Genomic DNA, 23,691 nt, shown 5'->3' on the forward strand with positions numbered 1-23,691 from the left:
TCCCGCACCCGGCTGTACCGTCGGCTGGCATCGCACGGCATTCCCGTACGTGCCGGAAACACGCCGGAAAGAAAAGGCAGGTAGCAGCCACATGAGGCTCCCCGTTCTGACCGATGAGGACATGGAACCGCGCCAGCGGGAACTGGCCGCCCGCATCGCCGGCCGGCGCGGCGCCGTCCGTGGTCCCTTCCGGGTCTGGCTGCACAGCCCGGAGATGTGCGAGCGCGCCGAATCCCTCGGCGCCTTTGCCCGGTTCGACTGCAGTCTGCCCGAGCACCTGCGCGAGCTCACGCTGTTGATGGCCGCCCGGAACTGGGACGCGCAGTACTCCTGGAACGCGCATGTGGACCAGGCGATCGAGGCCGGTGTCCCCGAGGCCGCGGTCAAGGCCGTCGCCGAGAGGCGGGAGGCGGTCTTCGAGGACGAAGCCGACCAGGCCTTCTACCAGTTCTGCCGGGAGGTCCTCGACGAGCACTTCGTGCGCGACGAGACCTTCGCCCGGGCGCTCGGCCACTTCGGCTCCAAAGGCCTGGTGGACACGATCGGCGCGCTCGGCAACTTCACCATGCTCGGGATGTGCCTGAACACCTTCCAGGTGGACCTCCAGGCCGACCGCGAGCCCCCGTTCCCCGACATCCGCGGCTACGGGCGGCTCGGCCACGACGACGGACCGCGGCCGTGACCACCCTCACGGACCGGGACGCGCAAGGAGGCGCCGCCGTGACCCCGAGGAATCCGACGACGACGCCCGCCGGCGACGCCGGGACCGCCCGCGGACCCGTGCTCCGCGTCCGCGGAGTCACCAAGAGCTTCGGCGGGGCGGCCGCGCTCACGGACGTGGACCTCGACCTGTACCCCGGCGAGGTCCACGCGCTGATGGGCATGAACGGCGCCGGGAAGTCGACGCTGGTGCAGATCCTCTCCGGGGTGCACCAGGCGGACTCCGGCACCGTCGAGGTCGACGGCCACGCCCAGCACGGACTGACCGTACGCAGGGCGCGACGGCTCGGCATCGCCTCGGTCCCCCAGCGCCGCGAACTGGCGATGGGCCTGACCGTCGCGGAGAACGTGATGCTGGGCGATCTGCCCACCCGGCGCGGCGCCGTGCACTGGAGGACCCTCAAGTCCGAGGCGGCGCACGCTCTTTCGGGGCTCGGCATCGGCATCGACGTGGAGCGGACCGCGGGTTCGCTGACCGTCGCCGAGCAGACCATGGTGGAGGTGGCCCGCGAGGTACGCCGCGGCGGCCGGATCCTGGTCCTCGACGAGCCGACCGCCTGTCTGAGCGCGGAGGCCGCCCGGCAGATCAGGCGGTTGGTGCGCACCCTGCGCGACGAGGGCGTCGCTGTCGTCTACATCTCGCACTACATCGACGAGGTGATGGCCGTCGCGGACCGGCTCACCGTGCTCCGCGACGGAGCCGTCGTGCGCAGCGCACCGGCCGCCGAACTCGACCCGGAGTCGCTGGTGCGCGCCATGGTGGGCCGGGACGTCGTCTCGCGGCGCTCCGAACGACCCGCCCCCAAGGACGAGATCGGCCTCGCGGTGCGCGCTCTCCGCGACGGCCGGGCCGTCCGGGGCCTGGACGTCGAGGTGCGCAGGGGCGAGGTCGTCGCGGTGCTCGGACCGGCCGGCGACGCGCAGTCCCGCCTCTTCGACCTGCTCTCCGGCCGGCGCCGCCCCGACACCGGGGAACTCCTCGTCGACGGTGCCCCGGTGCCGTTCGGCCGGGTGCACGCCTCACTCGCCGGCGGTCTGCGCTGCGTCACGGGCGACCGGCGGGCGCTCGGACTGGTCCCGGGCATGTCCCTGGACGAGAACCTGATGCTCGCTGGCGACCGCTTCGCCCGCAGGCGACTGCACCGCCGTGGCGAACTCGCCCGCCGCGCCCGCCCGTTGCGGCGCAGCTACGGAGTCGTCTCACTCGCGGGCAACCCGCCCGTGAGCGCCCTGTCCGGCGGCAACCAGCAGAAGGTGCTGCTCGCCAAGTGGCTCCAGACCGAGCCGGTCGCCTGCTTCCTCGAAGACCCCACGAACGGCGTGGACATCGCCGCCATGGCCGACATCCACGCCCTGATCGACGACCTGGCCTCCCGCGGCGCGGCCGTGCTGCTCGCGTCCTCGTCCGCCGAGGAGGTCATGCGGCTCGCCGACCGGGTGATCGTCGTCAGCGCGGGCCGCACGGTCGCCGAGCACGACATCACCGCCATCACCCGCGACGAACTCGTCGCCACCGCACTCGGAGGTCAACCCCAGTGAGCGTCAAGACACTTCCCGATGCCCCGGGGGTCGCCGACCCGCACGGCCGGAGGCGGCCGGGGGACCGGCTCGGTGCTCTGCGCCGCGCCCCGCACACCGGCCTGACCGCCGTTCTGGTCGTCGTGGTGGTGGCCACCGTGCTGCGGACCGACGCGTTCGCCACCGACACGAACGTGATCAACATCCTGCGGCAGGTAAGTGTCACCGCCGTGATCGCCGCCGGTCTGACCCTGCTCATGACCGCGGGCGGCATGGACTTCTCCATGGGCAGCAACGTCTCCGTCACGACCGCGCTCGGGGCGCAGCTGTTGTCGCACGGCCACTCCACCGTCTTCACCGTGGCCGCCACGATCGTTCTCGCCACGGTGATCGGCCTGGTGAACGGGCTGGTGGTGACGTTCACGAACGTCGCCCCGTTCGTCGTCACCCTGGCCACGGCCACCCTGCTCGACGGCGTCGCGCTGCTGGTGCTCGACAGCGTCAGCGTCTCCATCGGCACCAGGATGTTCTCGCTGGGCAACGACAAGATCCTCGGCATCCCCTATCTGTTGATCCTGGCCGTCCTGGTCCTTGTCGCGACGGCCCTGGTCATGCGGTTCACCGTGTTCGGCCGCGACGCCTACGCCATCGGCGGCAACGAGCACGTGGCCCGGCTCAGCGGTATCAACGTCACCGCGCGCAAGCTCACGCTGTACGCCCTCACCGGCGCCCTGTCCGGTCTGGCCGGCCTGATGCTGCTGTCCCGGCTCGGCTCCAGCAGCCCCGGCACGGGCGGTCTCTCCCTTCAGCTCACCGCCGTGGCCGCGGTGGTCATCGGCGGTACCTCGCTGGCCGGCGGCCACGGCACCGTGACCGGTACCGCGCTCGGCGTCGTGCTCCTCGGCGTCGTGGCCAACGCGCTGAACCTCCTTCAGGTCTCCAGCAACTACCAGCCGGTCTCGGTCGGCGGGGTGCTGCTCGTCGCGGCCGTCGCCAACGAGTTCCACAAGTCCCGGTCCGCGCGGAACTGACGCCGCCCCGACCGCATATCCATCTCCCCGTTTTCCGCGGGCGATTTCTCTCTCCCCGTTTTCCGCATGCGCTCCCCCCTGCCCTCGCCCGTCATGAAAGGCGTACGACCATGAGACTTTCCGTCCGTTCCCGCCGCGCACTGATCGCCGCGGCCGCCGGCACCACCCTGGTGCTGAGTGGCTGCGCGAAGAACGACAACACCGGTTCGGCCGGGGCGAGTTCCGGTTCCGTCACCATCGGATTCGTCAATGGCGCCGACACCGCGTTCCACACGTGTCTGCAGAAAGCCGTCGAGGAGACGGCGAAGTCGGAAGGGGCCAAGGTGTACACGGCCAATTCCCACCAGAACGCGGGAACCGAACTGTCCAACATCGAGGACATGATCTCCCGAAATGTCAGCGCGCTGATCGTGCAGACCGTCAATGTCGACTCGCTCGACGGCGACATAGCCAAGGCCAAGGCTTCCGGCGTCCCGATCTACCTGACCTCGGTCGCCCCCAACGGCGCGAACGACATCCTGGGCGCGGCCGTCGTCGACCTCCAGAAGGTGGGCGCCCTGGACGCCGACTGGGTCGTCAAGGACGCCGCCGGCGAGAACGTGAAGGTCGGTGTGATCGCGGGTGCGCCCGGTGCCGCCTCCGACCTTCTCGTGGGCGGGTTCACCAACGAGCTGCCGTCCACTGTGAAGGTCGTCGCGAACCAGCCCGGCATGTTCAACCCGGTCAAGGCCCAGGAGGTCGCCGAGAACATGATCCAGGCGCACCCCGACCTGGACTACGCCTTCGTCGCCAACGAGGAGATGGGCTTCGCCGTCCGCAAGGCGTTCGACGCGGCCGGCGCCAAGAACGTCCGGATCGTGACCGTCAACGGCACCGACGAGGGGCTGGCCGCCGTGAAGGACGGCCGTTTCTCCGCCACCGTGGCCAACTCGGCCATGGTCATCGGCCGGACGGCGGTGAAGAGCGCCATCGGTCTGCTGGGCAAAGAAAAGGTTGACAAGATTGCCAACATTCCTCTTCTCTTGGTCACCAAGGACAACCTGACCAAGGCCCCGCAGTACTGCCCCACGTCGTAGCGCCCGCACGGTGAGCGGCGCCTTCCTCGGTGCGTCCCGAGCCGCCCGTCCCGTCGTCCCTGGAATGTCCTCACCGAGCCGCTCGTCAGGGCATTCCGGACCGGCGCGACCCAGGCTCGCACCGCAGTGAGGCCTGCCCCGGGGAAGGAAGCACCGCCCGCACACCCGAACGACCGGCACCGCCGCCGGGGCCCACCCCTGGCCGTAGTGGGCCTCCGGAGGAAACATGGACCGCTTGCTCCTCATGCACAGCTTCGTCACCGTCGCGCAGGTCGGCAGCTTCAACGGCGCCGCCAAGAAGCTGGGCTCCTCCGGCTCCCTGGTGTCGCGCCATGTCGCCGAACTGGAACGGCAGGTGGGCGTCAGGCTGGTCAACCGCACGGCCCGTTCCGTCAGCCTCACCGAACCCGGCCAGCGCTACGCCGACTTCGCCGCGCGCATCCTGGAGGAGATCGAGGCCGAGGACGCGGGGATAGCCCAGCTGCACGACCGCGCCGAGGGCACGCTCAGCATCATCTGCCCCAAGTGGATCGGGAGTCTGGATCTCGGTGACGCCATCGCGGCGTTCTCCGCCTCCCACCCGAAGATCCAGGTCCGCTTCGAACTGGGGGGCATGTCCGACCGGACCTACGACTTCCTCGACAGCGGATTCGACGTGGCCTTCCACACCCGGGACCTGAGGGACTCCAGCGTCCGGCTCAAGAAGATCGCCTCACTGCCGTTCGTCCTGTGCGCCTCCGAGAAGTACCTCGAACGCGGCGGCCCGCTCACCGAGCCCAACGAGATCGCCGCCCACGAGTGCCTCGTGCACGTCAACGACCCGGTCTGGCGCATCGGCCACGGCCACGCCTCCACCCTGCACAAGATCCGCAACGTCGCCTTCTCGTCGAACTCCTACATCGCCCTGCAGAAGGCCGCCGTACACGGGCGCGGTATCGCCCTGCTGCCCCAGCGGCCGGCGTACGACGACCTCATCTCGGGCGCCCTTCAGGTCCTGCTGCCCGAACTCGCGGTCCCCGACCGTCCCTTGTACGCGATCTACGGCCCCGGACAGGGCACTCCGCGCAAGGTCAGCGTATTCCTGGATTTCCTCACCACCTGGTTCTCCCAGAATCCCATTCCGGTGATCCGTTCCTAGAAGGCGTCCGCACGGAGCTGTCCGCACGGAGCTGTCCGCACGGCGTTCTCCGGCCGCAAGAAACGATTGCGCATTCGGTCGAGCCGTGACCGTTGAACCCGCTGCCGCCCGAAACCTACGCTCACCAGGCGACCCGCGAAACGAGGAACCCATGGGAATCCAGAGAATCGAATCGGTCACCTACAGCATCGACGACCTCGGCGAATGCGTCCGGTTCTTCGACGACTTCGGGCTCTTCCTCCTGGAACGGACCGACGAACACGCCGTGTTCGAGACCCGCACCGGCCAGACCCTCCACCTCGACACCGCGCCGGGCGCACCGCTCCCGCCCCCGGTGGAGGACGGCCCCACCCTGCGGGAGGTGGTCTGGGGCGTCGACACCTCCCAGGAGCTGGAGCGCCTGGTCGCCGCGGCCGGCCGCGACCGCCCGGTCCGGCAGGACGCCGCAGGCGTGTTCCACACCGTGGACGAGACCGGCTTCGGGGCCGGTCTGACCCTCGCCCGGCCCAGGCCCGCCGACGTCACCCCCCGGCCCGCCAACGCACTGGGCAGCGTCACCCGCTGGAACACCGCGCTGGAGCCGATCACCCGCGTACACCCGCTCCGCATGTGCCATGTCGCGCTCAACATCCCCAAGGAGGGCCGCGAGGAGGCCGTCGCCTTCTACGTGGACCGCCTCGGCTTCCGGCCGACCGACGTCGTCGAGCCCATGGGCGTCTTCATGCGGGCACCGGGCGACGACGACCAGCACACCATGCTGCTCTGCCACCGCCCCGACAAGGCGGGCGTCAACCACATCGCCTACGAGGTCCCCGGCTTCGACGACGTCGTCGAGGGCGGCAACCACATGATCGACCGGGGCTGGCGCGAAGCCCGCAGACTCGGCCGCCACACGGTCGGCTCCAACGTCTTCCGCTTCGTGCACGCACCCTGCGGCGGGCGCGTCGAGTACGCCGCCGACATGGACCGCGTCGACGACTCCTACGAGACGCGCGTCCACACGGCCACTCCGCCGCACCACATCTGGGCCCTGCGCACCAACCGCGACCAGCAGGACGCCGCCCCCGCCTCCTGACCCGCGCTCCGCCTCCCGCCCCGCCGCCCCGGCCTCCGAGCCGTGGGCTCCCACCGTCTCGTCCGCCGGCCTGAGAGGGCTCCCACCCATGACCACCGACCACGGATATCCCGCCGTCCGCCTGCACATAGCGGGGCAATGGTGCCCGGGCGGCACCGGACGCACCGCCCCGATCGTCAACCCGGCCACCGAAGAGGTGATCGGAGAGGTCCCCCTCGCCACCACCGACGACCTGGACCGCGCCCTCGACGCCGCCGCGCGGGGATTCAGGACCTGGCGCGACACCCCCGTCGCCCGGCGCACCGCGATCCTGCACACCGCCGCCGACCTGCTCACCGAGCGGGCCGCCGAGGTCGGCCGGATCATGACCCTCGAACAGGGCAAGCCGCTGGCCGAGGCCACCGGGGAGGCCCGCCGCGTCGCGGACACCCTGCGCTGGCACGCCGACGACGCCCGCCGCGCCTACGGCCGCATCATCCCCTCCGCCCCGGGCACCCTGCTGTCCGTACGCCGTGAACCGATCGGCCCCGTCGCGGCGTTCGTCCCATGGAACTTCCCGGCGGGCGGACCGATGCGCAAGATCTCCTCGGCCCTCGCCGCGGGCTGTTCCATCGTCATCAAGGCCTCCGAGGAGACCCCGGCCACGGCCGCCGCCCTCGTCGGCTGCTTCGTGGACGCGGGCCTGCCGGCAGGTGTCCTCAACCTCGTCTTCGGCGAACCGGCCGAGGTGTCGGCCCACCTGATCGCCTCGCCCGTCATCCGTCTCGTCGCCTTCACCGGCTCGGTGCCCGTCGGCAAGCTCCTGGCAGCCGCCGCGGGCGAGGTCATGAAGCCGTCCCTGATGGAGCTCGGCGGCCACGCCCCCGTGATCGTGTGCGCGGACGCCGACCCCGCCCGCGCCGCCCGCCGCGCCGCCCAGGCCAAGTTCGCCAACGCCGGCCAGGTCTGCACCTCACCGAGCCGGTTCCTCGTCCACGAGAGCCTCGTCGACGACTTCACCGCCGAGTTCGTGAAGGCGGCCGAGGCGGTCGTCGTCGGCGACGGCCTGGCCGAAGGAACGACCATGGGCCCCCTCGCCAACGAACGCCGACTGCGGGCGATGGAGCGGCTGACCGCCGACGCCGTACGCCGCGGCGCCACCGTGCGCACCGGCGGCGAACGGCTCGACCGCGCGGGCTACTTCTTCGCGCCGACCGTCCTCACCGACGTGACCCCGGACACGGACCTGATGCGCGAGGAACCGTTCGGGCCGCTCGCCCCCATCAGCGCGTTCGGCGACCTCGACGACGCGCTGCGCACCGCCAACGAACTGCCCTACGGGCTCGCCGCGTACGCCTTCACCGAGTCCGCGGCCACCGCCGAACACCTGGTGCGCGAACTGGAGGCGGGCATCCTCTCGGTCAACCACTGCGGCGGCTCGGTCCCCGAGGCGCCCTCGGGCGGCGTCAAGGAGAGCGGCTACGGCAGGGAGGGCGGGCCCGAGGCGCTGGAGGCCTACCTGGTCACCAAGCGCGTCTCCCACCTCCTGGCGGGCTGAACACCATGAGGTACACCCGTGTGTCGGCCGGTGGACGGGCGGTGTGGGGCCGCGTGGGGGAGGAGGACATCGAGCTGCTGTCCGGGTCCCCCCTGAAGGCCATGGACCGGTACGGGTACGACGATCCCGGCCTCACCGTCATCGGCACCGTTCCCCGGGCCGAGGCCGTCTGGCTGCCGGTCGTCGTCCCGCCCGTGTTCTACGCCGTGGGCCTGAACTACCCACGCCACATCGCGCATTGCGGAGCCGAGGTCCCCGCACGCCCCGAAGTGGGCTACCGGGCCAACAGTGCGCTGACCGGCCACGGATCACCCATCGTCAAACCGGCGGACGTGTCCGGCCGGTTCGAGGCCGAACCCGAACTCGTCGCCGTCATCGGCCGTACGCTGCGGCACGCCACGTACGAGGAGGCCCGCGCCTCGGTCTTCGGCTGGACGATCGGCAACGACGTCAGCGCCCGTGACTGGCAGCACCGGGACCGCACGTTCTGGCGCAGCAAGAACAGCGACACGTTCAAGCCGATGGGTCCCTGGATCGAGACGGACGTCGACGCCCTCGCGCAGACGACCACACTCCGGGTCAACGGCGAGGAACGGGCCGTGTTCCCGACCGGCGACATGGTCTTCGACCCGTACGACTACATCGTCGAGATCACCCGGCACGTCACCATGCGCCCCGGCGACGTGCTGTGGATGGGCGCCGAGTCGACCTGCCGGATCGAGCCCGGGGACACCGTCGACATCGAGATCAGCGGTATCGGCGTGCTCTCCAACCCCGTACATCCAGAAGGGAATTCCGTATGAGCAAGGCCCCGCGCTACATCCACCACGTCAACTTCCCCACCACCGACCCCGACCGCACCGCCGAGTGGTACACGAAGGTCTTCGGGATGAAGCGGATCATGCCCAAGTCCAACACCCGGGTCGTCCTGATGACCCGCGGCAACTTCGACCTCCACTTCACCCCGGTCGAGGAGATGGAGCGCATGGCGCCCTACCACTTCGCCGTCGAGGTCGACGACTGGGACGAGTTCCTCGCCCATCTGAAGGAACTGGGCATCCGGCACACCCGCCCGATCGAACGCCCCGAGAACCAGTCCAAGTTCTGCTACATCCACGACCCCGACCACACCATGATCGAGCTGGTCTTCCACGGCAGGCGCACCGACTGAGTTCGCGCCGCCCGGATTCCCTTCCCCCGAAGTTCCAGGAGTTTCCTCCCATGCCTTTCGCCGACTCCGACGGCACCTCCCTCTACTACGAGCGCCACGGCAGCGGTCCGGTGATCCTCTTCGTGCACGGCAGCGGCGGCAACCACGCCGCCTGGTGGCAGCAAGTGGCCGCGCTGCGCGACGAGTTCACCGTCGTCACCATGGACCTGCGCGGCTTCGGCAAGTCCGACTCCTCCATGCCGGAGTTCGACGGCCAGGACTTCCCCGGTGACGTCCTCGCCGTCCTGGACGCCGAGGACCTCACCGATGTGATGCTGGTGGGCCAGTCCATCGGCTCGGTGGCCGCCCTGCGCGCTGGCCTGCTGCGCCCCGACCGGGTCGGGGCCGTCGTCCTCGGCCATTCCCTCGGCGGCATCAGCCACCCCGAACTGCGCGAACTGGCCGCGGCCGACCGCGCCGAGGCCGTCAAGCTGCCCGTCATCGACCGGCTGCTCACCCGGCGCTTCCAGCGGGAGCACGCCGACCGCACCTTCCTCTTCCAGCAGATGGGCACCTTCAACGTCGCCAGGATGGCCGACCTGCGCAACCTCGACACGGACGGCCCCTCGCTGCGGGACATCGAGGCGTCGGGCGTCGAGATCGCCTTCCTGCTCGGCGAGAAGGACGCGGTGCTCAGCGTGAAGACCGTGACCCGCGCCCACGAACTGCTCCCGGGCTCCCGGCTGGAGATCGTCCCGGAGGCCCCGCACTCCATGTACTGGGAGACACCCGGCCCCTACAACCGGGCCGTCGCGCACCTGCGCCGCACCCTCGGACAGAAGGAACCCGCATGAGCAGCCTCACCCTCGACGCCGCCGATGAGATCGTCGCCGCCGCGCTGAAGCGGGCCCAGGCGCTCGGGAAGGCGGTCAGCGTCGCCGTGGTGGACGCGGGCGGCTTCGTCGTCAGTGTCCGCCGCTGCGACGGCGCCCGCCCCCTCACCCCGGACATCGCCCGCGCCAAGGCGTACACCGCGGCCGTGATGCAGCGCCCCGGAAAGATGCTGAAGAAGTGGCAGGAGAGCCAGCCGGTCTTCTTCGCGCAGCTCTCCCAGCTCCCGGGCGCCGCCCTGCCCATCATGGCCACCGAGGGCAGCGTCACCATCAAGAAGGACGGCGAGATCATCGGCGGACTCGGCATCGCGGGCGGCACCGCGGACGAGGACCAGCGGGTCGCCGACGAGGTCCTCGAATCCCTCGGCTACGAACTGGAGTTCGCGGCCTGGGGTGTCGCGGGCACGGCGGCCGGCGACCACGGGAAGACACGGAGCGCCGAGCACGCCGGGCAGGCACGGAACGCCGACGGCGCTGGGCAGGCACGGAACGCCGACGGCCCCGAGAGGGCACGGAACGCCGAGAACACCGAGAAGGGTGCCTGAGCCATGGCTGACACGTTCAACTACCGCATCGACCACCACGGCAGCCTGGTCCGCCCGGCCGGCCTCACGGACCGGGGCGACGACCCCGCGGCACTGGACGACGCCCTCAAGGAGGCGGTGGCCCTCCAGCGCAGGGTGCGTTCCACCGTCGTCACGGACGGCGACTTCCCGCGCGAGGACTTCCGCGGTGCCGTCCTCGGCGCCGTCTCCGGCTTCCGCCGTACCGGCGACACCGGACCCGACGGACTGTCCCGCTGGGTGGCCGAGTCCCTGCCCAAGGCCGACGGTCCCCTGCCGGCCGACCGGGCGGCCCGGCTGGCCGAGCTGACGGTCATCGCGCCCAAGGTGTCCCTGCCGTCCCCGGCCTACCTCGCCGCCACCACCTTCGACCCCGCTCTCGCCGGTTCCGGCGGTCCGGCCTCGGCCCGCGAACTCGGCGAAGCACTGGCGGAGATCATCCACGCGGAGATCGGACGGCTCGTCTCCCGCGGGGTCCGGCTGATCCAGCTCGACAACCCCCTGCTGCTCGGCCACATCGGGGCCGAGCAGGCCACCGCCGACGCGCTGACCTTCGAGGACACGCTCGCCGTGGAGGCACTCGCGGTGCGCCTGGACGAGCGCCCCGAGGGCGTACGGATCGGCGTCTGCCCCGGCTGGCGGGCACCGGGCACGGTGGACCGGGCCAGGGCCGAGCGGCTGTACGGCGACATCCCGGCCGACCGCTGGATCCTCCCGTACGACCAGGGGACGGCCGCCGAACTCGACCTGCTCAGGGCACTGCCGGAGGACCGGGACGCGTGCCTCGGGGTCGTGGACCCGACCACCCCCGAGCTGGAGGCGATCGACACGGTGCTGGCCCGCATCGACGCCGGCGCCGAGATCAAGGACATCGAGGACATGGCCCTCTCGCCGTCCCGCGGCTTCGCCGACGTCGCGACGCGACCGCTCCTCGGCGCCGAGGACCAGCGCCGCAAACTGGTCCTCGTGGAGACTCTCGCCCGCTACTGCTGGGGCAACGAGTTCTGACCCGGTGACCGATGCCGGCCGGGAGCCACGAGAGGCCTCCCGGCCGGCGGTTCACAGCACCTCGGCGAACGTCACCGTGCGTTCCGTGAGCAGCGGCAGGACGACGCCCACGATGAACTCCGTGAAGTGGTCCGCCGCCCGGTGCGCCTCGAAGCCCGCGCGGTCCGTGTACCGCTCGTAGAGCACGAACGACCCCGGCCGGTCCACCTCGGCGTGCACCTCGTAGGCGAGGTTCGCCGGCTCGCCGGGGGTGAGTTCGCGCATCTTCAGAAGCGCCGCGCGCACGGTGTCCGCGTCGGCGGGCGCGCAGCGGTAGTGGGCGACGACGGCGAGAGCCATGGGTGTCCTCCGTAGGAGCGGGGTCGTCGGGCCCGCCGATTCCAGCACGAATCCCCTGATGAGCGACCCGCGCGGCGCGCAAGCAATGTCTGCCGCCGCGGGACTGGCCGACCCGGCCCCCGCTCGTGTGTTGTCGGTGCGGCCCCTGCGGCCGTACCACCCGGTTGACCGCGGCCCCGCACCGCGGCGGACGAGAGAAGTGATCTTGATGCGAACCCTGGAAACCCTCCTCGGTGGGGAGTGGGTGGCGACCGGCGCGTGGATCGACGTCCACGACCCCGCCGATCTGCGCGCCCCCGTGGCCCGCGTTCCCGCGCTGAGGGCGGCCGATGTCACCGACGCCTACGACCACGCCGAGCGGGGCTTCTCCGTCTGGAAGCGCACCAGCCCGTTCGAGCGCGCCCGGATCATGACGGACGCGGCCCGGCTGCTGCGCGAGCGCGTCGCGGAGATCGCCGAGGACCTCAGCACCGAGATGGGCAAGACCCGCGCCGAGGCGACGGGAGAGACCCTCAAGGCAGCCGACTTCCTGGAGTACTACGCGGGTCTCGCCCGCCAGGGCTACGGCACGCTCGTGCACGACGTACGCCCGGACACCCGCACGCACCACCAGCGCGAGCCGGTCGGCGTCGTCCTCGCGATCACCCCCTGGAACGACCCGCTGATCACCCCGGCCCGCAAGCTGGCCCCGTGCCTCGCGGCGGGCAACGCGGCGATCCTCAAGCCGGCCACCGACACCCCCCAGGCCGCCCTGCACCTGGCCCGCGCCCTGCACGACGCGGGGCTGCCCGCCGGTGTCCTGGGCGTGGTCACCGGACGCGGCGCGGAGATCTCCGGGGCACTGCTCGGCGATCCGCGCCTCGCCGCGGTCACCTTCACCGGCAGCAACGAGGTCGGCGAGGGCCTGCGGGCCGCGCTCGCCCACACGAACGTCCGCTTCCAGGGCGAGCTGGGCGGCAAGAACGCCACCGTGGTCCTCGCCGACGCCGACCTGGGGGCCGCCGCCAAGGCCGTGGCCGCCGCCGGCTTCGCCCAGGCGGGCCAGCGCTGCACGGCCACCAGCAGGGTCGTCGTCGAGCGGCCCGTGTACGAGGAGTTCACCGCGCTGCTGCTCGCCGAGGCCGCCACCCTGCGCGTCGGACCAGGACTCGCCGCCGGCACCACGATGGGGCCGCTGGTCAGCGCCCGGCAGCGGGACGGCGTCCTCTCCGACATCGAGCGCGCCGTCAAGCAGGGCGCGACGGTCCTCGCCGGCGGCGACCGGCCCACGGACGAAGCCCTGAGCCACGGCTGTTACGTCAACCCGACCGTGCTCGCGGACGTGGCCCCGGACCTCGACATCTGGCGCGAGGAGGTGTTCGGACCGGTCGTCGCGCTGCGCGCGGTGGACTCCTTCGACGAGGCGGTCGAGGCGGTCAACGACTCGGTCTTCGGCCTCGCCGCCGCCGTGTTCACCCAGGACCTGGGCGCCGCCCACCGGTTCGCGGACGAGGTGGAGTGCGGCCAGATCGCGGTGAACACCACCACCTCCGGCTGGGACGTCCACCACCCGTTCGGGGGTTTCCGCGACTCCGGCTCGCCGTTCAAGGAGCAGGGCGAGGAAGGGCTGCGCTTCTACACCCGGGTCAAGACCGTCGCCATCCACTTCGGTGCCTGAAGGGGCCGTGAGCGGTGAGAGGAGGAGAGCGGATGGCTGACGAGACGATCGCCGTCGTCGGCGCCGGGATCGTGGGTCTGGCCACGGCACGGGAGATCGCCCTGCGCCGGCCCGGTACGCGGGTCGTGGTCCTGGACAAGGAGCACGAGGTCGCCGTCCACCAGACCGGTCACAACTCGGGCGTGGTGCACGCCGGGATCTATTACAGACCCGGCAGCCTGAAGGCCCGTCTGTGCACCAAGGGCATGGCGATGATCCGGACGTACTGCCAGGACCGGAGCCTGCCCTACGACGAGTGCGGCAAGCTCGTCGTCGCCGTCACGGACGACGAGGTGCCGCGTCTGGAGGCCCTGTACGCCACGTCCCTGGAGAACAGGGTGCCGGGCCTGCGCCGGGTCCACGCGGACGAGATCCATGAGATCGAGCCGTACGCCGTGGGCCGGGCGGCCCTGCACTCACCGCGTACCGCCATCACCGACTACACCGCCGTCGCCCGGTCGTTCGCCCGGGACGTCGTGGATTCCGGCGGCGAGGTGCGGCTCGGATTCCCGGTGACCCGCGTCACCCGCCTCGACGGCGGGGGCATCGAGGTCGGCTCCGGTGGCGAAACCCTGCGCGCCGGCCGCCTGGTGCTCTGCGCGGGACTCCAGAGCGACCGTGTCGCCCGGCTGGCCGACGACGGGGACGAGCCGCGCATCGTCCCCTTCCGCGGCGAGTACATGACCGTCACCCCGAGCAGGGCGCACATGGTCCGCGGCCTCATCTACCCCGTGCCCGACCCGCGTTACCCCTTCCTCGGCGTGCACTTCACCCGCCGAGTGAACGGCGACGTGGAGGTGGGACCCAACGCGGTCCTCGCCCTCGCCCGCGAGGGCTACCGCCGCTCCGACATCGACGTCCGCGAACTCGCCCGCATCGCCCGCTTCCCCGGCATGTGGCGTCTGGCCAGGGAACACTGGCGCACCGGCGTCAAGGAGATACGCGGCTCACTGTCGGTGGACGCCTACATGAAGGCCGCCAGGGCGTACGTCCCCGCCATCCACGCCGCCGACGTGGTGCGCGGCGGGGCCGGCGTACGAGCCCAGGCGCTCGGCAGGGACGGCTCGTTGGTGGACGACTTCGTCATCCACCAGGCCGGTGGCGTCACCGCCGTACGCAACGCCCCCTCGCCCGCCGCGACCTCCTCGATGGCGATCGCGGAACACATCGCCGACACCGTCCTCGGCGACACCCGCGCAACCTGAACATGCCCCGTGCGCAGGGCACTTCCGCGCAAGAACTGCTTGCGCCCCCAGCGCTCGGCAAAGGCCTTTCGCCGACCTAGCGTTCCCTCCGCACCACCCCGGTACCCCTCCGCAGAGAAACGGCAGATGACATGTTCGTTGTCGACACCCAGATCCACATCTGGAAGGAAGAGACCCCGGACCGCCCCTGGGTCCCCGGCGCACGGGAGCGCATCCGCCTCAACGGACACCGCGAGGACCCGTTCTCCTACGAGGAGGCCCTCGAGCTGATGGACGAGGCGGGCGTCAACCGGGCGCTGATCCTGCCCCCGTCCTGGGAGGGCAACCGCATCGACTACGCCCTCGAGGCCTGCGAGGCCCACCCGGACCGCTTCGGCATCATGGCCCGCGTCCCGCAGGACGACGCCGTCGAGGGCACCGCGATGCTGAAGGACTTCGCCCGGAACCCGCACATCAAGGGGACCCGACTCACCTTCCACCGTCCGCAGGACCGCAACTGGATGATCGACGGCACCAACGACTGGTACTGGCCGATCGCCGAGGAACTCGGCATCCCCACCATGGTCCACGCCCCGATCTGGAAGCGCGAGCTCGGCGAGATCGCCGCCAAGCACCCCGGGCTGAAGATCATCATCGACCACATGGGCATCATGGCCCGCTGCGTGGACGACGCGATCGGCTACTGGGTCCAGGAGACCGCCGACCTGGCCGTCCACCCGAACATCTACGTCAAGGTCTCGGCGCTCCCCGGCTACTCGACGCAGCCCTTCCCGAACAGGAACATCGAGAAGTACGTGCGCGAGATGGTCGACAAGCTGGGCCCCCGGCGGTGCTTCTACGGCACCGACATCACCCGTCTGCTGGGCCACGGCATCACCTACACCGACACCATCGAGCAGTTCACCCAGCACTGGGACTTCACGCCCGAGGAACTGGAGTGGATTCTGGGCCGCGGCATCTCCGAGGTCCTCGACTGGCCGATCGAAGGCTGAGGGCGTACCGGAGATGACGGACACCGAGAACACACCGGGTGCCGGCGGCAAGGACGGCGGTGAAGCGCTCGTGTCGGCCTTCAACGCCGTCGGCGCCGACTACGTCTTCTGCTCGTCGGGGTCGGAATGGGCCCCGGTCTGGGAGTCCCTGGCCCGGCGCCACCGCGACGGCGAGCCGGCTCCCCAGTACCTGGACCTCACCCACGAGACGGTCGCCGTCGGGATGGCCACCGGCTACGGTCTGCTCGCCCGCCGCCCCCAGGCCGTGCTCCTGCACGCGGCCCCCGGCCTGCTCCAGGGCTCCATGGCCGTCCACGGCGCCCTGCTGGCCGGCGTCCCCATGGTGGTCGCCTCCTCGGAGTCGACCACCTACGGCGACGGACCCGGACAGGACCCCGGCGGCCAGTGGTACCGCAACCTGTCCATCGTGGGCGGACCGCACGGCGTCGCAAGGCCGTTCACCAAGTGGTCCAACGAGGCCGCCGGGGTGCACACCCTGCCCTCCATGGTCACGCGGGCGGCCGAGCTGGCCTGGCGGGCACCGGCCGGACCGGTCTACCTCAACGTCCCGCTGGAGATCCTGCTGGAGGAGTGGGACGGCCGCGAGGCCAAGCCCGTCGTCCCACCGGGTTCGACCCACAGTTCCCCCGAAGAGGCCGACCTCGTAGCCGAGTTGATCCGCGAAGCGGCCGTCCCGGTGGTCGTCACCGAGACGGCGGGCCGTGAGGCGGGCGGCTTCGAGGCCCTGGTCGCCTTCGCCGAGGCCTGGAACCTCCCGGTCGTCGAACCCGACTCGGCGGTGTGCGGCAACTTCCCGCGCACCCACCCGCTGCACGCGGGCTCGGACATCGGCCCCTGGATGGACGAGGCCGATCTCATCCTCCTCGTCAACTGCCGCGCCCCCTTCTATCCGCCGTCGCGCCGCCCGTCCAAGGCGCGGATCGTCGTCATCGACGAGGTTCCGCAACGCCCGCACGTCGCCTACCAAGTCCTCTTCGCCGACCGCTATCTGGAAGGAAACGTCGCCAATACCCTGCGCCAGCTCGCCAAGCGGGCGCACACACGGCCGACGGACCCCGAGGCCACGGCCGCCGTCACCGCGCGCCGCTCGGAGCACGAGGAGCGGCACGCGGACGAACAGGCCGCCATCGCGGCCGCCGAGGTGAAGGCGGCGCTCTCCGAGGGCGTCGACCCCGTGCACGTCGCCGCCACCCTGCGCGGGCTCCTGGACGGGCAGGACGCGATCGTCGTCGACGAGACGATCACGCACAGCCGTGTCGTCAAACGCCATCTGCAGACCTCCGAGCCCGACGCGTACTTCTACGTCCAGGGCGGACTCGGCCAGGGCATCGCGGTCGCGCTCGGCGTCAAACTCGCCGCGCGGGAAAGGCCCGTGGTCCTCACGATCGGCGACGGCGCCTTCGCGTACAACCCGGTCATCCCGTCGTACGACGCCTCGAACGCGTACGGACTGCCGCTGCTGATCGTGGTCTTCAACAATCGTGTCTACAAGTCGATGAACCTCAACCATCGCCGGTTCTACCCCGAGGGCGCGGCGGCCGAGACCGGCGAGTGGCTCGGCACCGACCTGCGCCGGCTGCCCCGGCTCGCCCGGTTCGCCGAGCCGTTCGGCATGCACACCGAGACCGTCGACGCGCCGGACGCGCTCGCCCCCGCCCTGGAGCGCGCGCTCAAGGCGGTGGCGGAGGGGACCACCGCCGTCGTCGACGTCCTCGTCACCCGCTGATCCAGGAGGCACCCGCCACCATGACCGACACCCCAACGCCCGAGCCGGGCAAGGTGCTCGTCCCCGCAGAGGAGCTCCGCGGATTCGCCGCGGCCCTCCTCGAGAAGGGCGGCCTCGGCCCCGAGCACGCCCGTACCACCGCCGACGTGTTCGTCTGGGCCGCGCTGCGCGGCGTCGACTCCCACGGCACCGCGCGTGTCCCCGCCTACCTGGAGCTGCTCTCCAAGGGGGTGGCCAACGCCAGTCCCGAGATCACGGTCGAGTCGAGCACCCCGGCCGTCGCCGTCCTCGACGCCGACCGAGCGCCAGGGCCGGTGGCCCTCACCGCCGCCGCCCGGGAGGCGGTCATCCGGGCCCGGGCGAGCGGCGTCGCGGCCGTCGGAGTGCGCCGCACCGTGCACACCGGTGCCATCGGCTACTACGTCTCGAAGATCGCCGAACAGGGCCTGATCGGCATCGCGTTCGTCGCCGGCATGCCCAACATGGGCTACACCGGGGTCAAGGGCGCGGCGGTCGCGACCAGCCCGCTCGCCGTCGCCGTACCGGCGAGGAGTCATGCTCCGCTGCTTCTCGACATGGCCACCGCCACCATCGCCCTGGGCAGGATCCGGCAGGCCCGGGCGAGCGGCACCCCGCTGCCCGAAGGCGCCGCCGCCACCGGGGACGGCACCCCCACCACCGATCCGGACAAGGCGGTCATGCCGCTGCCGCTGGGCGGCGCCAAGGGGTCCGGCATGTCGCTCGCCTTCGAGCTGCTGACCAGCGTCCTCGTCGGCGCTCCCATCTTCGCCGCCTTCCACTCCGACGATCCCGAAGGCCGCAAGCACCGCCAGAACGCGCTGATCGTCGCCATCGACCCGGCGGCCTTCGGTGACGCCGGCGAGTTCACCGCGGCCGTCGACGCCACGCTCGCCACGCTCAAGGCGCTGACTCCGGCGGACGGAGCGCAGGGCGTGTTCTACCCGGGGGAGCGCAGCGCCTCGGTCGGGGCGCGGCGCGCGGGGGAGGGGGTGCCCGTGGCGGCCAAGGTGTGGCGCGAACTGACCGAGAGCGCGGCCGGGTTCGGCATCACCGTGCCCGAGGTCCGGGGGTAGCTCCCGGACGTCTTCGTACCTCCGGCGGCCCGGTGCCGCGGCAGACGCTGTCCGTCTGCCGCGGCACCGGGCCGCTCCGCTGCCGGCGCCCGGCCCGGCCGGTGCCGTGAACGCGCCGGGCCTGTACCTGAACGCGCCGGACCCACAGCGGTCGCGTCGCACGAGATGAGCGCCCCTCCGGCCGGCCTCGGGTCCGCCCCGGCTCCGGCACGGACCCTGCGTCTTCCGGAGCGGTGGCGGACCCGAGGGTTCCGCCGCCGTACGGTCGGCAACATGCCGAACAAAATTGTTGACAATCTTGTTGGTCTAGATTTACGTTCGACAGGCACTCACTCAGGGAGGGCGCAATGCAGACGGAAGCCCGTCCAGGCACCGGCGAGCAGGCCAAGCAGCACGCGTTGGTGCAGCTGCGGCAGGCGATTCTGCGCGGAGAGATGGCACCGGCCCAGCGGCTGGTGGAGAACGAACTCGCCGAGCAGTTCGGTGTCACCCGGGCCAGCGCGCGGGCGGCGTTGATCGAGCTGGAATCGGAGGGACTGGTCGAACGGATCCGCAACCGCGGATCACGCGTCCGGGTGGTGACCGTGGAGGAAGCGGTCGCCATCACCGAGTGCCGTATGGCCCTCGAAGGTCTCTGCGCCGCCAAGGCGGCCGTCCTGGCCACCGACGACCAGCTCGCCGAGCTGGCCGACCTGGGCGCTGCCATGGTCAAGGCGGTCGGCGACGGTGAACCCATCACCTACTCCGAGCTGAACCACGAAGTACACGCCCGGATCAGGGAGTTCTCCGGCCAGCGGACGGCCGTGGAACTCCTGGAACGGCTCAACGCCCAACTGGTTCGCCACCGCTTCCAGTTGGCGCTGCGTCCCGGTCGCGCGCAGCAGTCCCTGAGTGAACACCTGGCCATGATCGAGGCGATCGCGGCCAGGGACCCGCAGGCGGCCGAAGCGGCCGTCCGCGCTCACCTCGGCAGTGTGATCGAAGCACTGCGCGACTGACGCACCGCGCGGCGACGCGCGGTGCGACGGACAGCCGAGGCGGGCGCCCACCTGTCCACCAAGGAGATTGCTGCGATGACGCACGGCTACGCGCCCGCCACCCCCGAGCCCCCGGCCCCGCCCGAGCCCGGGGGGAGCCCGTCACGATCGACGCTCGTCGTCACCGCGCACGCCGGAGACTTCGTGTGGCGGGCAGGGGGCGCCATCGCCCTGGCCGCGTCCCGCGGGGAGAAGGTCACCATCGCGTGTCTGACCTTCGGCGAGCGCGGTGAGTCCGCCAAGGCCTGGCGCGAGGGCAAGAAGCTCGACGAGATCAAGGCGATACGCCGTGAGGAGGCCGAGAAGGCCGCCGCCACGCTCGGCGCCACGGTCCGCTTCTTCGACGCCGGCGACTACCCGCTGACCGTCACCGCCGAGCTCACCGACCGCCTGGTGACGGTCTACCGCGAGACCCAGCCGGACGTCGTGCTCACCCACCCGACCGAGGACCCGTACAACGGCGACCATCCCGCCGCCAGCCGCATGGCGCTGGAGGCCCGGGTCCTCGCCCAGGCCATCGGCTATCCCGGCGAGGGCGAGATCATCGGCGCCCCGCCCGTCTTCTACTTCGAGCCCCACCAGCCCGAGATGAGCGGCTTCAGGCCCGAGGTCCTCCTCGACATCACCGAGGTGTGGGAGACCAAGCGCAAGGCGATGGAGTGCCTCGGCGCCCAGCAGCACCTGTGGGACTACTACACCGACCTCGCCGTGCGGCGAGGTGTCCAGCTCAAGCGCAACGCCGGCCCCAACCTGGGCCTGGCCCACAAGACCATGGCCGAGGCGTTCATGCGTCCCTACCCGCAGATCGCGAAGGAGCTGGCATGAGCGGCGTGATCGTCACCGGCCCGCCGAAGGCGGACGCGAAGGACGTCGAGGCGATCGCCGGATACGGCACCGCGACCGTGCACGAGGCCATGGGCCGCACCGGCCTGCTCGGCACGCGTCTGCGCCCCGTCCAGCAGGGCGTCCGGGTCGCGGGCACCGCGGTCACCGTCCTGTCCTGGCCCGGCGACAACCTCATGATCCACGCCGCTGTGGAGCAGTGCGGAGAGGGTGACGTCCTCGTCGTCACCACCACCTCGCCCTCGACCGACGGCATGTTCGGCGAGCTGTTCGCCACCGCGCTCCAACGGCGCGGTGTGCGCGGGCTGGTCATCAACGCCGGCATCCGGGACACCGCCGAACTGCGGGAGATGGGCTTCGCCGCCTGGTCCGCCGCTGTCAGTCCGCAGGGCACAGTGAAGGCGACCGGCGGCTCCGTGAACGTGCCGGTGGCCATCGGCGGTCAGATCGTCCGGCCCGGCGACGTGATCCTCGCGGACGACGACGGCGTGGTGTGCGTGCCGCGCGAGGAAGCCCGCGAGGTCGCCGAGGCCTCCGCGGCCCGCGAGCGCAAGGAGGCGCTGGCCCGCGCCGCCTTCCTCGACGGCGAACTCGGCCTGGACCGCTACGGGTTGCGCGAGACCCTGGTCCGCCTGGGCGTGACCTACACGTCGTACGACGACTACGTGCGGGACGGAGCCACGCCATGAGCGGGCCCCGCTTCCGGGCCGGATCCGGGAGCCGGGTCATGAGCGGGCCCCGCTTCCCGGACGGAGCCACGGCATGAGCGGGCCCGACGAGGTGCGCTGCATGCTCCTGCGCGGCGGCACCTCCAAGGGCGCCTACTTCCTCGCCGGGGACCTTCCCCGGGACGCCGCCGAACGCGACGATCTGCTGCTGCGCGTGATGGGCAGCCCCGACCCGCGCCAGATCGACGGCCTGGGCGGCGCCCACCCGCTGACCAGCAAGGTGGCCGTGGTCTCGGTCTCCGCGGACCCCGCCGCCGACGTCGACTACCTCTTTCTCCAAGTCGCCGTCGACCAAGCGGAGGTGTCGGACCATCAGAACTGCGGCAACATCCTCGCCGGGGTCGGCCCGTTCGCCGTCGAACGCGGACTGGTCGAGCCGAGGGAAGGCCGTACCTCGGTACGCATCCGCATGGTCAACTCCGGGGACCTCGCGGTCGCGAGCTTCCCCACCGAGGGCGGGCGCGTGGTCTACAGGGGCTCCGCCGAGATCTCCGGGGTGCCCGGGACCGCCGCCCCCGTGGTGATCGAGTTCCCGGTGGGCAGCAGCCCGCTGCTGCCCACCGGCCATGCCCGGGACATCGTCGCCGACATCCCGGTGACCTGTGTGGACAACGGCATGCCGACCGTGCTGATCGCCGCGTCCTCGCTGGGCGTCACCGGGTACGAGGCCCCCAAGGACCTGGAGGAGGATCTGACGCTGGCCGACCGGCTCCGCGAGATCCGCCTGGAAGCGGGCAAGCTGATGGGTCTCGGGGACGTCGAGAACGCCACCGTGCCCAAGCTGACCCTGCTCGCCCCGCCCCGCGCCGGCGGAGCCGTCATGACCCGCACCTTCATCCCGGTGCGCTGCCACACCTCCATCGGCGTCCTCGGCGCAGCGAGCGTCGCCGCCGGGCTGCGCCTGGAGGGCGGCGTCGGGCACGGCGTGGCGCGCCCGCCCGAACGGGGCGACCGGCTGCGTATCGAACACCCCACCGGATTCCTCGACATCGAAGCAGGTGTCGAGTACGGCCCCGGGGGCGCCGCACCCGTGGCCCGGCGCACCGCCGTCGTCCGCACCGCACGCAAGATCTTCGACGGCACGGTCTTCCCCCGGCCGGCCGGAGCCGCACATCACCCTTAAGGAGGCCCCATGGCCCCGCCGCTCGGCGACATCGCCCACCTCGGGCACGTCGAACTGCTCACCCCCGACCTGGACGCCAGCGTCCGCTTCTTCACGGACTACCTCGGCCTGACCGAGAACGGCCGCTCAGGAGACTCCGTCCATCTGCGGACCTGGGACGACTACGAGCACCACAGCCTGACCCTCACCGCCCACACGACCTCGGGCATCCGCCGCACCGCCCTGCGCGCCTCCAGCGAGGAGGCCCTCCAGCGCCGGGTCAAGGAGATCGAGAGCGCCGGCCGCGAGGGCCGCTGGGTGAACGACGAGCCGGGTCTCGGCCCGCTCTACGTCACCACCGACCCCGACGGTCACGAGCTCGCCCTGTACTGGGAGAGCGAGTGGTACCAGGCGCCCGACCATCTCAAGCCCGGTCTGAAGAACCAGCCGCAGGCCAAGCCCGGCCACGGGGTCGGCGTACGACGCCTGGACCACGTGAACTTCCTCGCCTCCGACGTCGCCGCCAACGGAGACTTCGTCCGTGACGCGCTCGGGGCCCGGCCGACCGAGCAGATCCAGCTCGACAGCGGCCGGATCGCCGCCCAGTGGCTGACCTTCAGCAACAAGTCGTACGACGTCGTCTACACGGAGGACTGGACGGGTTCGAGCGGGCGCCTGCACCACATCGCGTTCGCCACGGACACCCGTGAGGACATCCTGCGCGCCGCCGACCTCGCCATCGACACGGGTGTGTTCATCGAGACGGGCCCGCACAAGCACGCCATCCAGCAGACGTTCTTCCTGTACGTCTACGAACCCGGCGGCAACCGCATCGAGCTGTGCAACCCGCTCACCCGACTCGTCCTGGCCCCCGACTGGCCCCTGGTCACCTGGACCGAGAACGAGCGGAAGAAGGGCCAGGCCTGGGGCCTGAAGACCATCGAGTCCTTCCACACCCACGGCACACCGCCCATCGGCTGACCACCCCGATGGCGTCGCGTCGGGCGCCGATCTTTTGAGCGAACCGTTCCAGCCAGTACACACGTACGGGCGGCACTGATCGTGTGCCGCCCGTGCGTGCTTTCACCTGCCTCTCAGTCGCCCGTGCCAGGGTCGCGAGAGGTGGCCTGATTGTTTCGCAGATTGTTGACAAAAACGTTGACACTCTGGGACTCCACTCCTTAGCGTCTGTCGCACAA

At 71.2% G+C, this 23,691-nt stretch carries 23 protein-coding genes; 22 read left to right on the forward strand and 1 reads right to left on the reverse strand.

Translation table 11 applies throughout. The features are described from left to right. Positions 1-121: 121 nt before the first annotated feature. The 12 genes from OG780_RS38130 to OG780_RS38185 all read left to right on the forward strand — a co-directional run bounded on the left by OG780_RS38130 (position 122) and on the right by OG780_RS38185 (position 11,709). Positions 122-682 carry a carboxymuconolactone decarboxylase family protein gene (locus OG780_RS38130; RefSeq protein WP_328458677.1) on the forward strand — a complete coding sequence of 187 codons (561 nt, stop codon included), beginning with the start codon at positions 122-124 and terminating at the stop codon, positions 680-682. Then, positions 679-2,259, forward strand: coding sequence for a sugar ABC transporter ATP-binding protein (locus tag OG780_RS38135; protein ID WP_328455997.1), 1,581 nt, complete (start codon positions 679-681; stop codon positions 2,257-2,259). Before OG780_RS38130 ends, OG780_RS38135 begins: the two co-directional genes overlap by 4 nt. Then, positions 2,256-3,269, forward strand: a complete 1,014-nt coding sequence (locus OG780_RS38140; protein WP_328455999.1) for an ABC transporter permease — start codon at positions 2,256-2,258, stop codon at positions 3,267-3,269. The genes OG780_RS38135 and OG780_RS38140 overlap by 4 nt, the downstream gene beginning before the upstream one ends. 110 nt (positions 3,270-3,379) lie before the next feature. Then, positions 3,380-4,345, forward strand: a complete 966-nt coding sequence (locus tag OG780_RS38145) for a sugar ABC transporter substrate-binding protein (protein ID WP_328456001.1) — start codon at positions 3,380-3,382, stop codon at positions 4,343-4,345. A gap of 226 nt (positions 4,346-4,571) precedes the next feature. Beyond that, positions 4,572-5,483 (forward strand): LysR family transcriptional regulator, encoded by a 912-nt coding sequence (locus tag OG780_RS38150; protein WP_328456003.1) that lies wholly within the window; start codon positions 4,572-4,574, stop codon positions 5,481-5,483. Between the two features lie 151 nt (positions 5,484-5,634). Further along, positions 5,635-6,558 carry a VOC family protein gene (locus OG780_RS38155; RefSeq protein WP_328456005.1) on the forward strand — a complete coding sequence of 308 codons (924 nt, stop codon included), beginning with the start codon at positions 5,635-5,637 and terminating at the stop codon, positions 6,556-6,558. 88 nt (positions 6,559-6,646) lie between these two features. Then, positions 6,647-8,095 carry an NAD-dependent succinate-semialdehyde dehydrogenase gene (locus tag OG780_RS38160; protein WP_328456007.1) on the forward strand — a complete coding sequence of 483 codons (1,449 nt, stop codon included), beginning with the start codon at positions 6,647-6,649 and terminating at the stop codon, positions 8,093-8,095. A 5-nt stretch (positions 8,096-8,100) separates the two neighbouring features. After that, positions 8,101-8,898, forward strand: coding sequence for a fumarylacetoacetate hydrolase family protein (locus OG780_RS38165; protein ID WP_328456010.1), 798 nt, complete (start codon positions 8,101-8,103; stop codon positions 8,896-8,898). After that, positions 8,895-9,266 carry a VOC family protein gene (locus OG780_RS38170; RefSeq protein WP_326789625.1) on the forward strand — a complete coding sequence of 124 codons (372 nt, stop codon included), beginning with the start codon at positions 8,895-8,897 and terminating at the stop codon, positions 9,264-9,266. Before OG780_RS38165 ends, OG780_RS38170 begins: the two co-directional genes overlap by 4 nt. 50 nt (positions 9,267-9,316) lie before the next feature. Further along, a complete protein-coding gene (locus OG780_RS38175) occupies positions 9,317-10,099 on the forward strand; it encodes an alpha/beta fold hydrolase (RefSeq protein ID WP_328456013.1) in 783 nt (260 codons plus the stop codon). Next, positions 10,096-10,683 carry a GlcG/HbpS family heme-binding protein gene (locus OG780_RS38180; protein WP_328456015.1) on the forward strand — a complete coding sequence of 196 codons (588 nt, stop codon included), beginning with the start codon at positions 10,096-10,098 and terminating at the stop codon, positions 10,681-10,683. Before OG780_RS38175 ends, OG780_RS38180 begins: the two co-directional genes overlap by 4 nt. 3 nt (positions 10,684-10,686) lie before the next feature. Further along, complete coding sequence (locus tag OG780_RS38185; protein ID WP_328456017.1) at positions 10,687-11,709, forward strand: methionine synthase II (cobalamin-independent)-like protein; 1,023 nt, start codon at positions 10,687-10,689, stop codon at positions 11,707-11,709. Positions 11,710-11,760: 51 nt separating this feature from the next. On the opposite strand, the gene OG780_RS38190 is transcribed toward OG780_RS38185, so the two are convergent. Beyond that, the gene (locus tag OG780_RS38190) at positions 11,761-12,048 is read right to left on the reverse strand and encodes a putative quinol monooxygenase (RefSeq protein ID WP_326789629.1); all 288 of its coding nucleotides are present in this window, start codon (positions 12,046-12,048) and stop codon (positions 11,761-11,763) included. Positions 12,049-12,256: 208 nt separating this feature from the next. Between OG780_RS38190 and OG780_RS38195 the strand changes: the two genes are divergently transcribed. From OG780_RS38195 to OG780_RS38240, 10 genes are all read left to right on the forward strand, one after another. Then, the gene (locus OG780_RS38195; RefSeq protein ID WP_328456019.1) at positions 12,257-13,705 is read left to right on the forward strand and encodes an aldehyde dehydrogenase family protein; all 1,449 of its coding nucleotides are present in this window, start codon (positions 12,257-12,259) and stop codon (positions 13,703-13,705) included. Between the two features lie 32 nt (positions 13,706-13,737). After that, positions 13,738-14,949 (forward strand): L-2-hydroxyglutarate oxidase, encoded by a 1,212-nt coding sequence (gene lhgO, locus OG780_RS38200; protein WP_328456021.1) that lies wholly within the window; start codon positions 13,738-13,740, stop codon positions 14,947-14,949. A gap of 131 nt (positions 14,950-15,080) precedes the next feature. After that, a complete protein-coding gene (locus tag OG780_RS38205; protein WP_328456023.1) occupies positions 15,081-15,941 on the forward strand; it encodes an amidohydrolase family protein in 861 nt (286 codons plus the stop codon). A 13-nt stretch (positions 15,942-15,954) separates the two neighbouring features. Continuing rightward, positions 15,955-17,688: a thiamine pyrophosphate-dependent enzyme gene (locus OG780_RS38210; RefSeq protein WP_328456025.1), complete on the forward strand. Its 1,734-nt coding sequence runs from the start codon at positions 15,955-15,957 to the stop codon at positions 17,686-17,688. 20 nt (positions 17,689-17,708) lie between these two features. Further along, positions 17,709-18,782, forward strand: a complete 1,074-nt coding sequence (locus OG780_RS38215; RefSeq protein ID WP_328456027.1) for an Ldh family oxidoreductase — start codon at positions 17,709-17,711, stop codon at positions 18,780-18,782. A 347-nt stretch (positions 18,783-19,129) separates the two neighbouring features. Continuing rightward, on the forward strand, positions 19,130-19,780 hold the full coding sequence (locus tag OG780_RS38220) for a GntR family transcriptional regulator (protein WP_328456029.1): 651 nt from the start codon (positions 19,130-19,132) through the stop codon (positions 19,778-19,780). Between the two features lie 75 nt (positions 19,781-19,855). Next, positions 19,856-20,644 (forward strand): PIG-L deacetylase family protein, encoded by a 789-nt coding sequence (locus tag OG780_RS38225; RefSeq protein ID WP_328456031.1) that lies wholly within the window; start codon positions 19,856-19,858, stop codon positions 20,642-20,644. After that, positions 20,641-21,351, forward strand: a complete 711-nt coding sequence (locus OG780_RS38230) for a 4-carboxy-4-hydroxy-2-oxoadipate aldolase/oxaloacetate decarboxylase (protein WP_328456033.1) — start codon at positions 20,641-20,643, stop codon at positions 21,349-21,351. Before OG780_RS38225 ends, OG780_RS38230 begins: the two co-directional genes overlap by 4 nt. Before the next feature lie 73 nt (positions 21,352-21,424). Then, positions 21,425-22,513 carry a 4-oxalomesaconate tautomerase gene (locus tag OG780_RS38235; RefSeq protein WP_328456035.1) on the forward strand — a complete coding sequence of 363 codons (1,089 nt, stop codon included), beginning with the start codon at positions 21,425-21,427 and terminating at the stop codon, positions 22,511-22,513. 9 nt (positions 22,514-22,522) lie between these two features. Beyond that, positions 22,523-23,473: a catechol 2,3-dioxygenase gene (locus OG780_RS38240; protein ID WP_328456037.1), complete on the forward strand. Its 951-nt coding sequence runs from the start codon at positions 22,523-22,525 to the stop codon at positions 23,471-23,473. The last annotated feature ends 218 nt before the right edge of the window (positions 23,474-23,691 follow it).

The organism is Streptomyces sp. NBC_00386 (assembly GCF_036063235.1).
Taxonomy (GTDB): Bacteria; Actinomycetota; Actinomycetes; order Streptomycetales; family Streptomycetaceae; genus Streptomyces.